Genomic DNA, 15,404 nt, shown 5'->3' on the forward strand with positions numbered 1-15,404 from the left:
ATAAGGATTTCTAGTTCAATAAAGGCAAGTGTGGTATACTATTTAGGAGTAAATTCAAGAGAATGCTAGAAGGAGGATGTTTCTGCATGTCAGAAAAAGAAACATTTTATATTACTACCCCGATTTATTATCCAAGTGGACAACTACATATCGGCAATTCTTATACAACGATTGCTTGTGATGCGATGGCTCGTTATAAACGTTTGATGGGCTTTGATGTATTTTACTTAACAGGTGTGGATGAGCATGGACAAAAAATTGAAAATAAAGCCTCAGAATTAGGCGTTACACCGAAAGAATATGTGGATAAAATGGCAGCAGATGTTCAAAAGTTGTGGAAAACACTGGACATTAGCTATGATAAATTCATCCGTACAACAGATGATTACCATAAAAAAGCAGTACAACAAATCTTTGATCGTTTACTAGAACAAGGAGATATCTATCTTGGCGAATACGAAGGCTGGTATTCTGTTTCAGATGAAGAATATTTCACAGAAACACAACTAGCTGAAGTGTACCGTGATGAAGATGGCAAAGTAATTGGTGGTAAAGCACCAAGTGGTCATGAAGTAGAATTAGTCAAAGAAGAATCTTATTTTTTCCGTATGAGTAAATATGCGGATCGTTTGTTGGCGTATTACAACGAACATCCAGAATTTATCCAACCAGAATCACGTAAAAATGAAATGATCAATAATTTCATTAAACCAGGTTTAGAAGACTTAGCGGTGTCTCGTACGACTTTCTCATGGGGGATTCCATTATCTAATGATCCAAAACATGTGGTTTATGTTTGGATCGATGCGTTATCGAACTATATTACAGCATTAGGCTATGGTTCAGATGATGATAGCTTATTCCAAAAATATTGGCCGGCAGATGTTCATATGGTTGGAAAAGAGATTGTACGTTTCCACACGATTTACTGGCCGATCATGTTGATGGCACTAGACTTACCGTTACCTAAGAAAATTTTTGGACATGGCTGGTTATTGATGAAAGATGGAAAAATGTCTAAATCAAAAGGCAATGTTGTTTATCCAGAAATCTTAGTTGATCGTTATGGTCTAGATGCGTTACGTTATTACCTATTGCGAGCTATTCCTTTTGGTAGTGATGGTGTCTTTACACCGGAAGATTTTGTATCTCGTTTGAATTATGATTTGGCCAATGACTTAGGCAATTTGTTGAATCGTACGATTGCGATGATCAATAAATACTGCGAAGGACATGTTCCAACTTACGCTTCTAAAGTGACGCCATTTGATAGTGAACTATCAACAACGGCAGCTAATGTGATCGGTAAATATCATGAAGCGATGGAAAAAATGGAATTCAATACGGCGATTGCTGAAGTTTGGACATTGATTTCGCGCGCTAATAAATATATCGACGAAACACAACCATGGGTTTTAGCGAAAGATGAAGAGAAGAAAAATGAGTTGGATAGCGTGATGGTTCATTTAGCTGAAAGTTTACGTATCGTAGCGATTCTTTTACAACCAGTCATGACTGAAACACCAACAAAAATCTTTGAACAACTAGGCTTAGATCCTGATACGATGAACATGGAAGAGATTCATTTTGGTGAATTTCCGACAAAAATAAAGGTAATCGCAAAAGGGACACCAATTTTCCCTCGTTTGGAAATTGAGACAGAAGTTCTTTATATTCAAAAGAAAATGGCACAAAATACACAAACTACAACTGAAGAAATCAAATGGGATCCAGAAGAGACTGAACTTGTTTCAACGAAAGAAAAAGAAATCAAGTATGAAGATTTTGATAAAGTTGAGTTAAAAGTAGCAGAAGTCATTGATTGTAAAAAAGTGAAAGGTGCAGATAAACTCTTGCAGTTCCGTTTAGATGCAGGCGACGAACAAGACCGTCAAATTCTTTCAGGTGTTGCAGAATTTTATTCAGATCCAAGTACGTTGATTGGTAAAAAAGTCGTGATCGTCGCGAACTTGAAACCAAGAAAAATGCGTGGGCAAATCAGTCAAGGAATGATTCTTTCCGCTGAATCTCCTGATGGAAAATTACAGATCATCGATGCACCGAAAGACATGCCGAATGGTGCGATTATTGCTTAGTATTTAAAAGGTACAACCATATAAATAAAACGATCCGCAAGCAGTTTGCTGGGATCGTTTTTTTATTTTTAAAAGGGTGTACGATTTAAACCAATTTGATAAATAATGTTAGCAAACATATCAAAAAAAGTAGATTTGTTGTATTATTATTTAGAAGAACAAAAAATAGAGTATGCAAACAAGGAGAATATGGGATGAGATTAAAGAAGTATGTAGTAGGGATTTTTACAGTAGTTGCGATATTTTTATTAGCAGCATGTGGATCAGATCCACGGAAAGATTTTACCAAAGCATTATTTAGTATTAAAGGGGACGACTATAACGCAGCAAGCTTCAAAATGAAAATCAAAGATTTAGCTTACGATGGGGATGAAGGCGGCGCGTATGTAAAAATGATCGCGAGCCAATTGAAAGACATGAGTATTGATGGAAAATATGCGATCGATGATAAGACTGATACTATGAAAATGGACATTACAGCGAATTTATTTGGTGAAAAATTGCCATTCCAATTTGTTGGGAACGAAGACAACTATTACATGTCGACAAGTTTTGTCTCAGGATTAATAGATTTAGCGAATTCATTCGACTATCCAATTGAGCTTAGCAAAAGTGATTTGAATAAGTTAAAAGGGAAATACATTGATATTGCTGAAGCAGGAGATACCCTTACTTCAGGTGAACTAGACAAGAAAACAGATCCTTTAAAAAATAATTCACTTACAAATGCTGAGGATTCCAAAATGGGAATCGAAGTTAAAAGGTTGATTGAAAGCTTTGATAAACAATCATTTAAAAAAGACAAAGACGTTGTGACACACACATTTACTAAAAAAGAAATCATCCAAATAATGGAAAAAATAGATGAAGTTGCTAAGGAAAACAAAGACTATAAAAAGTCAGATGATGCTAAAGAAATGAAAGATGCCATCAAGTCATTGAAAAAGGATATCGATAAACTAGATCTAAAAGTCAGCATCAATCAAAAATCAAAGGCGTTTGATTTTGAAATTGCTTTTTCAACGATCGATGAAGAAGATGCTGAAATGAGTATGGTTATGACATTGGCTGTTACGCCACAAAAAAATGATGAGAAAATCAAAATGCCATCTAAAAAAGAAATTATTAGTCAAGATGATTTAGAGGCTATTCTAGAGAATATAACAGCTTCACCTTTCGATGATTTAGATTCTGATTTGGATTTAGAAGATGATTCAATCGATTATAGCGACTTAAAAGATGATCCGGAGATCCAAAAACTGATGGACGATCAATTAGATGAAATGATTGAGCAAATCGAAGCAAATCCAAGTGCGGTGACAGAAGAAAATGCAAAAGAAGCACGCGAAGGCGCGAAAGAAATCTTCAATGAAGAACAAATGAAAAAATTAAATGAGGCGTTGGATAAAGCATTAGATGCTGGAACTATTTAAAGAAAAAAATAAAGACGAGGATTTTGTAGCTAAACTAAAAATTAGCTACAAAACTCTCGTTTTTTTTGAGAACACGAAGCCTATGAGGTCACAGCCCTTCACTAGTAAAATAGAGAACAGATTTTGGTGAGGAGGGAACTAAAATTTGAGCTTTTTATTTGATTTAAATCGACGGAAACGAGTTGGTAAAAACATGATCACTATTGCATAAGGCACGCAAATGATCGACCAAGTCAAAGTTCGGCTTAAACTATTATTTTTGTATAGCCAATTAAGCAAAAAGTGAAGACCAAGTAGACTGAATCCAACGAAAAGCCAAACGACATAATTGGGCTCATTTTTACTAATAGATCGAAGAATACCGCCAAGTAGAGGCACCAAATAAAAATAAGCACTTGTTAAAGAAATGCGCCAGCTTTTTGCGATAGTTCCAAGATTGAGTAAGAAAAATAAAATAGATAACACAATGCCAAGTGGTGGGAAAAATGCAATCAAAGCGGAGTAGATAGCTCCCCATAAAAGCATTAACGGACCTTTTACGATTGCAGCAATTGCAATAAACAGCGCAATTAATAGAAATTGCTGTGTCATGCTTCCATAGGCCAAAAGACCAAAGAGAATCAACAATACCCAATGCCAAACTGTATTGATCTGTGGCTTTCTCTGTATCGTTACATTTTTTTTGATCGTTGATTGTAGAAAGTCAGATTCCTCAAAAAAATTTTTCAAAAAGCACTCACTCCTATCAAATTAAATAGCTGGATTGTAGTTAAGTTTACTGCTGAATAAAGGAAAAAACATCAGGCTAAAGTCGGTCTTTTAGTCTGATGTTTTTAAGATTTGATTAAGGTCTGAATGTGGAGTCAATTATTCGAATTTAGAGGTTATCTATTAACGTGCCCTATTTCCTTATGGTAAATAATTCAGAAAGTTCTCCAATATAAGGTAGAAATACTTGTTTCATGCCACGAGAAATTGCGGTATAGAGAATTTTTTTCTCTCGTTCAGATGAGCCATAATGCAAGGTTGAAGGATCATGAATGATCACATTATCAAATTCCAGTCCTTTTGCCATATCGATTGAAAGGATCTGAGCATCTAGAGCATCATTTTTTTGTAGAAGTAGCTTCTCCAAGCGCTCCGCTTCGGATACTGTTTTTGTAATAATTACAGTATCTTCTTTTTGTGTTAAGGAATTCAAAAGTGAAGCAACGGACTCTAAATAAGCTTGTTCATCTTCAGAATGGATAAACACAGGTTTTTCCCCATCATTTCGAATGGATACAATGTTGAGCTTTTCATGATTGGTTACAAACATTTGAAAAAGCTGAGTGATTTCTTTACTTGAGCGATAACTGTTCAATAATTGATAAGAAGTAACCGATCGGCTAGAAGCAGATAATAAATCTTGTAATTCGATAAAACTAATCGAAGTATTAAAGATCGCCTGATTTTCATCGCCAGCTAACGTAAAGTTTGCTTGTGGAAATAATGTAAGCAATAAAAGAATTTGCGCTTCTGTATAGTCTTGCACTTCATCTACTAAAATAAAAGCCATTTGTCGGTTCGATAAATCTTCAATAAACATATCTTTGATCAATAAAAGTACGACTACTTCGTCCGCTGTATAAGCTTTCGTTGGTTTAACATACTGCTCTTGTTGATAGTTTTGGTATAAAGCCTCAAAAAGTAGCCATTGATCAAACCAAGTGAAATCAGCGATTGCATCGACTACTTTGCGGTATTTTTGCTGCAAACGTTGAAGAGCAAATTCTGCTAATTGTTCCTCATCTTCTTCAGCAAATGTTGTATCAAAATAGCGTAACTGCTCTGCTTCAGTCAAATCTTGCATTTGATCGATCATTTGCTTAGACTTCGATTGTTTGATTAAGTAACGATTCCATAAACTCGATAATTTTTCTTTTGTTGCCGAAAGACGCTCCCTGATTGATAGAGTTGTCGGTGTTTCTTGGTATAAGCCAAAAATCAGTTCAGCAGAAAATAGTGGTTTTCGTTTAAATAAGATTGGTTTAAATAAAGACTGTTGAATCAATGAAGCATCCCGAAAAGCTTGAATGAACGTCACAAATTCCTTTGATTGAAGCACTTTTTGTTGTGCGTCCACCGATTCTGCAGTAATTCTTTTGAAATAGGTCGACTCACTTTCGATGGGTGATTTTTCACGGAATGTAAATTTAAGAAATTGTAGCAAGGTTAAATTTAACGGATTTCGCTCGCCTAAATTCGGTAACACTTGGGAAATATAATCAATAAAGGTCGAATTAGGAGAGAGCAGTAAAATATCGTCAGCTGTAATTTGGGTCCGATGATTATACAGTAAATAAGCAATCCGCTGCATGATTGCAGATGTTTTTCCACTACCAGCGATCCCGTTGACTAAAAGCAAGGGGTGACGTTCATCTCGAATGATTTCATTTTGCTCTTGTTGAATCGTTGTCGTAATATCTTTCATATATTGAGAAGAATCTGCTTCTAGAGAATGAAGTAAAATATCATCTTGAATCGCAAGTGTTGTGTCAAAGAAGTTGATTAAACGATCTTCTTCAATGATTAGTTGTCTTTTCAGATTCAAGTTGACTGGGATTTCATTGTTATTAACAAAGTAACGACTTTTACCTAAGACATTATGATAAAAAAGTGAGGCAATCGGCGAACGCCAGTCATAGATTCGTGACTCTCCTTCAAGCGTTGTGAAGTCGTTCATTCCAATATAAAAAACATCACGATCAGAATCATCATCTAAAAATGTTACATCGATTTTTCCAAAATAAGGAACTTTAAGTAGTCGCTCCACTTTTTCTAGTTGCTTTACGGCAGTTGCATTTTGAATATTTAGTTGATCGATTTCTCGATTCTTCATTTCCATCATAGCAAAAGTCTCTAGATTATCTGAATAACTGTCAAAATTTAATTTTGTATCGCCACCAAATTGTTCTAATACCGATTTTCCTGTAGTATTCACTTCATCAATAGCGGTTTTGTAGGTATCTTTTGCCTGGCTCAATTCCTTGTAAACCTTTTGTAGGTATTGAGTTTCTTGTGTGCGCTCGTTTGACATATTGGTTCCTCCTGACATAAATTGCCGTGACCGAATAGTATAAGCTATTTTATTAAATAAAGCAATTATAAGAAGCTGATAATTTATCGGTGCTGTCCATTCAGATTTTGGTTGAAATGTGATAAAGTATAGAAGATAGAGGAGGGATTTACGTGATTTTTGATTCTCATACCCATTTAAATGCAGAGCAATTTAATGAAGATATTCCAGAAACAATTGAACGTGCGAAAGAATTAGGTGTAACAGAGATGGCAGTGGTTGGTTTTGATACACCAACGATCGAAAAGTCTTTAGAACTTAGCCAACAATATAAAGAAATCCAAAGTATTATCGGGTGGCATCCAACTGAAGCTGGAAGTTATACACCTGAAATCGAGAAAAAATTGCAGCAGTTATTAACAACACCAAAAGTGGTTGCACTTGGCGAAATTGGCCTAGATTATTATTGGATGGAAGATCCTAAAGAAGTTCAGGATCGCGTGTTTCGACGTCAAATCGCGATTGCCAAAGAAATGAAATTGCCCATCAGTATACATACTAGAGATGCGATGGAAGACACGTATAAGATTTTAAAAGAAGAAGATATTCGTGACATTGGTGGCATTATGCATAGCTTTAGTGGTGATCCAGAATGGATGGAAAGATTTTTAGACATGGGCATGCATATTTCGCTTAGTGGAGTTGTGTCATTCAAAAAGGCGCTAGAAGTACAAGAAGTAGCAAAGGTCGTACCATTAGATTGCTTGTTAGTTGAAACAGATGCACCGTATTTGGCACCCGTTCCATATAGAGGAAAACGTAATGAACCAGGTTATACTCGTTATGTGGTGGAAAAAATCGCAGAATTGCGAGACATGCCATTTGAAGAAATCGCAACACAAACTACCAACAATGCGCATCGCTTATTTAGGTTAGCTAAATGACTGATAAGTTGAGAATAGAAGAAATTATTGTCGTTGAAGGAAAAGACGATACTAGACGAATTCAAGAAGTAGTGGATGCCGATACCATTGAAACGATTGGCTCTGCAATCAATGAGGATATTTTAGCTCAAATCGAACATGCACAAGAAACACGTGGTGTCATTATTTTTACTGATCCTGATTTCTCAGGTGAAAAAATCCGTAAAACGATCATGGAAGTTGTGCCAGATGCTAAACATGCGTTTCTTTCACGACAACTTGCTGCACCAAAAAGAAAAGGAAATAGTTTAGGAGTAGAGCATGCCAGTGATGAGGCGATTATAGAAGCACTGGAGAAAATCGTCACACCTGTTAATCAAGTAGACGATTATCAAGAAATACCTAGACAAACCTTGATTGAATATGGTTTAATTGCGGGTAACCGTGCGAAAGAGCGCCGTGAAAAGCTAGGCGATGAATTACGTATTGGTTATACGAACAGCAAGCAATTAACGAAGCGATTGAAAATGTTTCGGATCACAGAAAAAGAATTGATAGATGCAATGGCTAACATAAACGAACTACCTAGTGAAAAATCGGAGGAATCAATTTGACAGAATATAAAGAAATAGCCACACCTTCAAGAACAAAAGAAATCTTGAAGAAGCACGGCTTTTCATTCAAAAAAAGTTTAGGACAAAACTTTTTAACAGAACCCAATATTTTAAGAAAGATCGTTGAAACAGCAGGAATTGATGCACAAACAAATGTGGTTGAAGTTGGTCCCGGCATCGGTGCGTTGACAGAACAATTGGCAAGAAATGCGGCACACGTTTTAGCTTTTGAAATCGATGATCGCTTGATACCTGTTTTAGAAGACACAATGAGTCCTTACAAGAATGTTACTGTTGTTCATAACGACGTACTTAAAGCGGATTTGGTTGGTACAACGAATGAGATTTTTGAACAAGAGCTGCCGATCAAAGTCGTTGCCAATTTACCTTATTACATCACGACACCTATCATGATGCACTTTTTAGAGTCTGATTTAGAGGTACAAGAGATGATCGTGATGATGCAAAAAGAGGTTGCAGATCGTATTTCAGCCAAACCCGGAACGAAGGCGTATGGCTCGTTATCGATCGCTGTTCAGTATTTTATGGAAGCAAGTATTGCGTTTATCGTACCAAAAACAGTCTTTATTCCGCAGCCAAATGTTGACTCTGCCATTATCAAGTTAACAAAACGAGAAAAACCAGCGGTAGAAGTTACAAATGAAAAAGAGTTTTTCAAATTGACAAAAGCCTCATTCCAATTACGTCGTAAAACACTATGGAACAATTTAATTCATTTCTACGGTAAAGATGATCAAACAAAAGCTTGGCTTACAAAAAGCTTAGCTGATGCTGAAATTGATCCTTCACGTCGTGGAGAAACGTTATCATTAGCAGAGTTTGGTCGTTTGAGTAATGCATTGGAAGCGAACCGCTAAAAATGAACAAAGAAATAGATCGAGAGAATCGCCTAGTTTCTCAGTCTATTTTTTTTTGCTCTAAAATTGAAAAAGTTTATTTCGACTTTATGTAAATTAAGTAGAATAAGATATTGACTTTTTTGAAATATCAAGGATAATTATAGTTAGAAAGCGCTTTCTTTCGAGTGTCATGATAAGAACTATGCTCATCTTACAGACAAAGGAAATCAACAAGGAAAAGGAGTATGTATAAGCCATAATCATCTTCTTAAAACTATATAGAAACGATCTATTCGTAGAATCCGTACATTCTTTCAAAAAACTAGAAATCCTAGTTCAGAATTTTGAAAAAATAAAAAGGGTATGCGAGAATGAATATAGAGATATCAGTACGTTGAAATTCAATCAACATTGACCAAACACCTTTATTTAGTACTTCAATGGGAATGCTAAGCATAATCTAAAATTAGATGGAAGAGAATTACGGGAGAGACTAGTCATAGCACCGAAGGAATAAATAATCAGTGGGGCAAACCATTGATCATGAAGATCTCAGGTAAATGGACCGTAATTGGACATCACTCTGGAAAGCGGAAGCACCGAAGGAGCAACTCTTCATAATGAAGACGAATCTCTCAGGTTTTGTACAGAGGAACAGGCATTTTTTTAAGATGCCTGTTCCTCTGTTTTTATATAGTTTATTTGACTTGGGGGTGTCAGAGAAACACAAAGTATAAATAAAAAAGCAAAGGAGTAAAAACGATGGATTTAAAAACACCTTTATACGATGCCCATCTTGAAGCAGGCGGGAAAATGGTTTCATTTGCTGGTTATACATTGCCTGTTCAATACAAAGGGAGTGGCGTGATCAAAGAACATTTAGCTGTTCGAAATCAAGTAGGATTATTCGATGTTTCTCATATGGGAGAAGTCGTTTATGAAGGAAAAGACGCTTTAGCAAATTTGCAGTATGTATTAACAAATGATTTTAGTAATTTAGAAATTGGACGAGTTAGATACGCTTTGATGTGTAATGATAATGGCGGTGTGATTGACGATTTACTTGTTTATAAATGCAGTGACGACAAATATTTAGTAGTGGTCAATGCAGCAAATAGAGCGAAAGATGTATCTTGGATGAAACAACATTTATTTGGTGAAGTTACATTTTCAGATCAATCAGATCAGTATGTTCAACTTGCGTTACAAGGACCAAACGCCAAAGAGATGATCGGACAGTTAATAAAAGAAGAAGATATTCCCAAAAAATACTATAGTTTTACTGAACATGCTGATGTCGGTGGCGTGAGTTGTATTTTGTCACGGACAGGCTATACAGGCGAGTTTGGGTATGAATTATATTGTCGACCGGAAGATGGAGTTACGTTATGGCATTTATTATTGGAAACAGGAAAATCATTAGGCATTATTCCATGTGGATTAGGAGCTCGAGATACTTTGCGTTTAGAAGCTGGAATGCCACTTTATGGACATGAAATGAACGAAGAAATCACACCACTTGAAACAGACCTAAGTTTCGCTGTAAAAATGCAAAAAAAGGATTTTATTGGTAAAAAAGCAATTATTGAAAGAGGAGAACCGAAAATCACTCGAATAGGATTGCAATTAACAGATCGAGGAATTGTTCGTGAAGGAGCCGATGTTTACTTTAACGAAAAGAAAATTGGTCAGACCACTTCCGGCACTATGTGTCCCTATATCAATAAAGCTTGTGCAATGGCTTTAGTTGAAAAGGAAAGCGTCGTTATTGGCTCTTTGATAGAGGTGGAAGTCAGAGGTAAAAAAATCGCAGCTGAAGTTGTAGAAATACCGTTTGTAAAAAAATAATTGAAAAAGAAGGAGTCGTTTAATATGGCAAAATTAGAAGAATTGAAGTTTTTAAAATCACATGAATGGGTACTTTTTGATGGTGAAAAAGTTAAAATTGGTCTTTCAGATTTTGCACAAGATCAATTAGGGGATATTGTGTTTATTGATTTGCCAGATGAAGGTGATGAGGTTGTTAAAGGGGAGTCATTTGCGGATATAGAGTCTGTTAAAGCCGTTTCAGAAGCGTATTCACCACTTACAGCTAAGGTATCTGCTATTAACGAAGAACTGATTGATAATCCCGAATTAATCAATTCCGCTCCCTTAGATACATGGTTGATTGAAGTGGAGGGGGTCGAAGAAATCGAGGATTTATTAAGCGCTGAAGAATATAAGAAATTCTGCGAAGAATCTGAGGAGGCATAATGAATGGGTAACTATCTTGGCTCAACAGAACAACAACAACAAGAAATGTTGAAGATGATTGGTTTAAAAGAGATGAGTGATCTTTATAAAGATCTTCCCAAAGAGATGATTGTGGATAAACTTGATATTCCTGCTGGAAAGTCAGAATTTGAAGTGCGACGTATTTTGGAAACTATCGGGAAGAAGAATCATGTTTTTTCAAGTATTTTTCGAGGTGCAGGCGCTTATAATCATTACATTCCAGCGATAGTGAAACAAATTTCAGCGAAAGAAGAATTCATGACTTCTTATACGCCGTATCAACCAGAAATCAGCCAAGGACTATTGCAATCGATTTTTGAATACCAAACGATGATTTGTGAAATCACTGGAATGGATGCTACGAATGCGTCCGTTTATGATGGTGCAACAGCTGCAGCTGAAGCAATCAATATGTGTTTAGAGAAAAAACGATTAAAAGTCTTGATTTCAGAGACGACCAATCCTATGACGATCCAAACCGCATTAACGTATTTCGGTTCCAGAGAAATTGAATTTATCATGATTCCTGAAAAGAACGGATTGACAGATCTAGCGGTGTTACAAGAAAAGCTGGATGATACTAGTGCTTGTTTTATTGTTCAACAGCCAAATTATTATGGTGGGATCGAACCGGTGGAAGCGATGGCTGAAATAGTCCATGAAGCAAAGGCAAAATTTATTATGAGTGTAAATCCTATAGCGAGTACTGTGTTGAAAACTGCTGGTGAAGTAGGAGGAGATATTGCAGTAGGTGATTCCCAACCTTTTGGGTTACCGTTAGCGTTTGGTGGGCCGTATATTGGTTTTATTGCTACAAAAGAAAAAATGATGCGGAAATTGCCAGGACGGATTGCGGGTGAAACGGTAGATGAAGCGGGTGATCGTGCCTTTGTTTTGACCTTGCAAGCACGAGAGCAACATATTCGTAGAGAGAAAGCGGCTTCTAACATTTGTTCAAATCAAGCTCTTTGTGCATTAACAAATGCAGTATACATGAGCACGATGGGCGCACGTGGTATTCAAGAAATCGCGGAACAATGTTACAGCAAAGCGCATTATTTAGCAGACCAACTGAGTCAAATCAAAGGTGTAAAACGAAACAATGATAGTCCGTTTTTCCACGAATTTATCTTAACATTTCCTGTGCCAAATGAAGTGATACTAGCAAAATTAGAAGAACATGACATCTTAGGTGGATACCCGACAGACCAAGGGTTATTATGGTGTGTAACAGAAATGAATACGAAAGAACAGATCGATGAAGTGATTGTATTGGTGAAGGAGGCGTGTGGACAATGAAACTGATTTTTGAACGCAGCGTAGAAGGATATCACAATGATATGGTTTCACCTTGTGATGTGCCGACCATAGCTATTCCAGAAGAAATGAAACGAAAAAAAGAGTTGCATTTACCAACGCTACCACAACCAGAAATCAGTCGCCATTATACAGAATTAGCGAATGCAACGTTTGGAATCAACAATGGCTTTTATCCACTTGGTTCATGTACTATGAAATACAATCCTAAAATCAATGATGAAATCGCAGCTTATCCTGCTTTTGCTGCGATTCATCCACTACAACCAGAGCATACAGTGCAAGGGTCTCTAGAGATCTTTACTATGGCCGAAAGGTTATTAAAAGAAATTACTGGGATGAATGCGATTACGTTTCAACCAGCAGCTGGAGCACATGGCGAATTTACAAGTTTGTTAATGATTAAAGCCTATCATGAAAAAAATGGTCAATCACAAAGAAATAAAATTATTGTGCCCGATTCCGCCCATGGGACAAATCCTGCAAGTGTAGCGATGACAGGAATGATCACAGTAAATATTCCGTCTGATAAATATGGATGTGTTGATATTGAAGCGTTGAAGGAATCTGTTGGAGAGGATACGGCTGGTTTGATGCTGACAAATCCTAATACAGCGGGGATTTTTGATAAGAATATTTTAGAAATAACCAAAATCGTTCATGATGCTGGAGGCTTGAATTATTATGATGGTGCGAATCTAAATGCAATCATGGGCGTTGCGCGACCAGGAGATATGGGATTTGATATCATTCACTTAAATTTACACAAAACGTTTTCGACACCACATGGCGGCGGCGGACCTGGTTCAGGTGCTGTAGGATGTAAAACGCTACTGACACCATTTCTACCTAACTACTATCCAGTGAAAGAAGGAGAAAAAATTTCATTTACTAAACCAGAACATTCAATTGGGTTAGTTAAAGGATTTTATGGGCAGTTTTCAGTCTTTTTGCGTGCGTTGACGTATATTTTATTTTTAGGATCAGAAGGAATTGCTTCGGCTTCTAAAAGTGCGGTGCTGAACGCTAATTATATGCTTCATAAATTAAAAGATATTTTTGAAGTACCCTATGGTGAAACTTGTATGCATGAATTTGTTATCAGTTTAGATAAATTGAAAAAAGAAACGGGTATTACAGCTTTAGATGTAGCTAAAGGAATCTTAGATCATAAAATGTATCCACCAACCATGTATTTTCCACTTACTGTGCCAGAAGCGTTAATGGTAGAACCACCGGAAACAGAATCTAAAGAACGAATGGACGATGCAATTGCAGTTTACCGCAAGCTTTATGAACAAGCGTATCAAACACCAGAAGTGTTTCATGCTTATCCACTTCATGCTCAAATTCATCGAGTGGACGAAGTTCGGGCGGCTAGACACCCAATCGTTCGATATGATTTTAGCAGTAAGAGCATTTAGTTTAAGGAACTCCTCTTTCAGGAAAAGATCAAATTTAGATAAGCTAAAATGTTTAAAGCCATAAAAATTACTAAAAAAAAAGCAAATTATCTGAATTATTTGTTACTATAATAAGAGAGACTTCTTATTCGTTAGCTTTGGTTTTACGATTGGTTTTAAAAAGTAGCTTAGTTTTAAATGAAAAGGAGAAAAAGAATGCTGACAGAAAAACAAAAAAGAATTGCTGACACGTTACAAGAAGAATTGATTCAAATTAGACGACATCTTCATCAGAACCCAGAGATTGGAATGGCATTGCCAAATACGGTTGCTTTTGTAAAAGGAAAGCTTACAGAATATGGCTATGATCCACAATCTTGTGGCGAATCAGGTGTCACCGTAGTCGCTGGTAAAAAGAGTGGGAAAATATTTTTATTACGCGGTGACATGGATGCTCTACCTATTCAAGAATTGACGGATCTACCATTTAAATCTGAAAATGGCTATATGCATGCTTGTGGTCACGATATGCACACGACGATGTTACTTGGCGCAGCTAAACTATTAAAAGAATTTGAAAATGAATTAGAAGGTCAAGTGAAATTATTGTTTCAACCGGGTGAAGAAATTCTTTCAGGTTCTAAAGTTTGTATCGAAAATCATGTTTTAGAAAATCCAAAAGTCGATGCTGGGATGATGATCCATGTTTTTCCTTTTGAAGGATTTAAAGCAGGACAAATCATGCCGACACCAGCAGGAACGTTTATGGCGAGTGCGGATTGGTTTGAGATCACTATCAAAGGACGAGGTGGACATGGTTCACAACCAGAGACTGCGATTGATCCAATCAATGTGGCGGTTCATATTTATACAGCACTACAAGAACTTTCCGCAAGAGAAATCGGTTCAGAAGAACGTTTTGTCTTGACCATTGGTGAATTTACTGGTGGGACGCCGGGTGCCTCAAATATCATTCCAGAAACAACCGTAATGAAAGGAACTTTACGAACCTTAAAAGAAGAAGTACGTGTGCAAGTTAAAGAGCGAATGACTGAAATGGCTGAAAATATTGCAAAAGCGTTTCGTGCGGAAGCTGAAGTGATTTTTACGAATGGTTGTACAACAAACGTCAACGACCCTGAGCTAACTGCATTTACGAAAGAATCCTTAACAGAGACATTTGGTGCTGAACGAATCGTTTCAATTCCAATATCAACACCTCTTATGGGAAGTGAAGATTTCGGTGAAATCAGTCAGTTGATTCCAACTACGACTGTTTTATTAGTTGCGTCAGAAGAAAACATCAACCTGCATAACCCAGCGATTGTTTTTGATGAATCTGTCTTGGTTGAAGGAGCAAAAGTATATACGGATATGGCAATGTCTTGGCTGAAAAATAACTGATTTTTATAAATTTTACTGA

Annotated in this window: 12 protein-coding genes and 1 riboswitch; of the genes, 10 read left to right on the plus strand and 2 right to left on the minus strand. The window is 36.6% G+C overall.

Annotated elements, in window-relative coordinates; genetic code table 11:
• Positions 1-86 precede the first annotated feature (86 nt).
• Both metG and I586_RS16440 read left to right on the plus strand, forming a co-directional pair.
• On the plus strand, positions 87-2,096 hold the full coding sequence (gene metG / locus I586_RS16435; protein WP_010763980.1) for a methionine--tRNA ligase: 2,010 nt from the start codon (positions 87-89) through the stop codon (positions 2,094-2,096).
• A gap of 194 nt (positions 2,097-2,290) precedes the next feature.
• Positions 2,291-3,529: a ring-infected erythrocyte surface antigen domain-containing protein gene (locus tag I586_RS16440; RefSeq protein WP_010763981.1), complete on the plus strand. Its 1,239-nt coding sequence runs from the start codon at positions 2,291-2,293 to the stop codon at positions 3,527-3,529.
• 138 nt (positions 3,530-3,667) lie between these two features.
• Here the strand turns inward: I586_RS16440 and I586_RS16445 are convergent, their stop codons facing one another.
• Complete coding sequence (locus I586_RS16445) at positions 3,668-4,258, minus strand: hypothetical protein (RefSeq protein ID WP_010763982.1); 591 nt, start codon at positions 4,256-4,258, stop codon at positions 3,668-3,670.
• A 172-nt stretch (positions 4,259-4,430) separates the two neighbouring features.
• Positions 4,431-6,608, minus strand: a complete 2,178-nt coding sequence (locus I586_RS16450; RefSeq protein WP_010763983.1) for a HelD family protein — start codon at positions 6,606-6,608, stop codon at positions 4,431-4,433.
• Between the two features lie 152 nt (positions 6,609-6,760).
• Here I586_RS16450 and I586_RS16455 point away from each other — a divergent pair, with 152 nt between their 5' ends.
• The 8 genes from I586_RS16455 to I586_RS16490 all read left to right on the plus strand — a co-directional run bounded on the left by I586_RS16455 (position 6,761) and on the right by I586_RS16490 (position 15,385).
• Complete coding sequence (locus I586_RS16455; protein ID WP_010763984.1) at positions 6,761-7,531, plus strand: TatD family hydrolase; 771 nt, start codon at positions 6,761-6,763, stop codon at positions 7,529-7,531.
• On the plus strand, positions 7,528-8,124 hold the full coding sequence (gene rnmV, locus I586_RS16460) for a ribonuclease M5 (protein WP_010763985.1): 597 nt from the start codon (positions 7,528-7,530) through the stop codon (positions 8,122-8,124). The genes I586_RS16455 and rnmV overlap by 4 nt, the downstream gene beginning before the upstream one ends.
• Positions 8,121-9,002 (plus strand): 16S rRNA (adenine(1518)-N(6)/adenine(1519)-N(6))-dimethyltransferase RsmA, encoded by an 882-nt coding sequence (rsmA, locus tag I586_RS16465; RefSeq protein WP_010763986.1) that lies wholly within the window; start codon positions 8,121-8,123, stop codon positions 9,000-9,002. The genes rnmV and rsmA overlap by 4 nt, the downstream gene beginning before the upstream one ends.
• Before the next feature lie 456 nt (positions 9,003-9,458).
• Positions 9,459-9,562: riboswitch (glycine riboswitch) on the plus strand.
• A gap of 184 nt (positions 9,563-9,746) precedes the next feature.
• A complete protein-coding gene (gene gcvT / locus I586_RS16470) occupies positions 9,747-10,832 on the plus strand; it encodes a glycine cleavage system aminomethyltransferase GcvT (RefSeq protein WP_010763987.1) in 1,086 nt (361 codons plus the stop codon).
• Positions 10,833-10,856: 24 nt separating this feature from the next.
• A complete protein-coding gene (gene gcvH / locus I586_RS16475) occupies positions 10,857-11,240 on the plus strand; it encodes a glycine cleavage system protein GcvH (protein WP_010763988.1) in 384 nt (127 codons plus the stop codon).
• A 3-nt stretch (positions 11,241-11,243) separates the two neighbouring features.
• A complete protein-coding gene (gcvPA, locus tag I586_RS16480; protein ID WP_010763989.1) occupies positions 11,244-12,560 on the plus strand; it encodes an aminomethyl-transferring glycine dehydrogenase subunit GcvPA in 1,317 nt (438 codons plus the stop codon).
• Positions 12,557-14,002 carry an aminomethyl-transferring glycine dehydrogenase subunit GcvPB gene (gene gcvPB, locus I586_RS16485; protein ID WP_010763990.1) on the plus strand — a complete coding sequence of 482 codons (1,446 nt, stop codon included), beginning with the start codon at positions 12,557-12,559 and terminating at the stop codon, positions 14,000-14,002. The genes gcvPA and gcvPB overlap by 4 nt, the downstream gene beginning before the upstream one ends.
• A gap of 195 nt (positions 14,003-14,197) precedes the next feature.
• Complete coding sequence (locus I586_RS16490; RefSeq protein WP_010763991.1) at positions 14,198-15,385, plus strand: M20 metallopeptidase family protein; 1,188 nt, start codon at positions 14,198-14,200, stop codon at positions 15,383-15,385.
• Positions 15,386-15,404 lie beyond the last annotated feature (19 nt).

The organism is Enterococcus moraviensis ATCC BAA-383 (assembly GCF_000407445.1).
Classification (GTDB): domain Bacteria; phylum Bacillota; class Bacilli; order Lactobacillales; family Enterococcaceae; genus Enterococcus_L; species Enterococcus_L moraviensis.

Excerpts from the sequence above, each read along its gene's own strand:
- metG (WP_010763980.1), top strand. The coding sequence starts at position 87 with ATGTCAGAAAAAGAAACATTTTATATTACTACCCCGATTTATTATCCA.
- I586_RS16440 (WP_010763981.1), top strand. The coding sequence starts at position 2,291 with ATGAGATTAAAGAAGTATGTAGTAGGGATTTTTACAGTAGTTGCGATA.
- I586_RS16450 (WP_010763983.1), bottom strand. The coding sequence starts at position 6,608 with ATGTCAAACGAGCGCACACAAGAAACTCAATACCTACAAAAGGTTTAC.
- rnmV (WP_010763985.1), top strand. The coding sequence starts at position 7,528 with ATGACTGATAAGTTGAGAATAGAAGAAATTATTGTCGTTGAAGGAAAA.
- gcvT (WP_010763987.1), top strand. The coding sequence starts at position 9,747 with ATGGATTTAAAAACACCTTTATACGATGCCCATCTTGAAGCAGGCGGG.
- gcvH (WP_010763988.1), top strand. The coding sequence starts at position 10,857 with ATGGCAAAATTAGAAGAATTGAAGTTTTTAAAATCACATGAATGGGTA.
- gcvPA (WP_010763989.1), top strand. The coding sequence starts at position 11,244 with ATGGGTAACTATCTTGGCTCAACAGAACAACAACAACAAGAAATGTTG.
- gcvPB (WP_010763990.1), top strand. The coding sequence starts at position 12,557 with ATGAAACTGATTTTTGAACGCAGCGTAGAAGGATATCACAATGATATG.
- I586_RS16490 (WP_010763991.1), top strand. The coding sequence starts at position 14,198 with ATGCTGACAGAAAAACAAAAAAGAATTGCTGACACGTTACAAGAAGAA.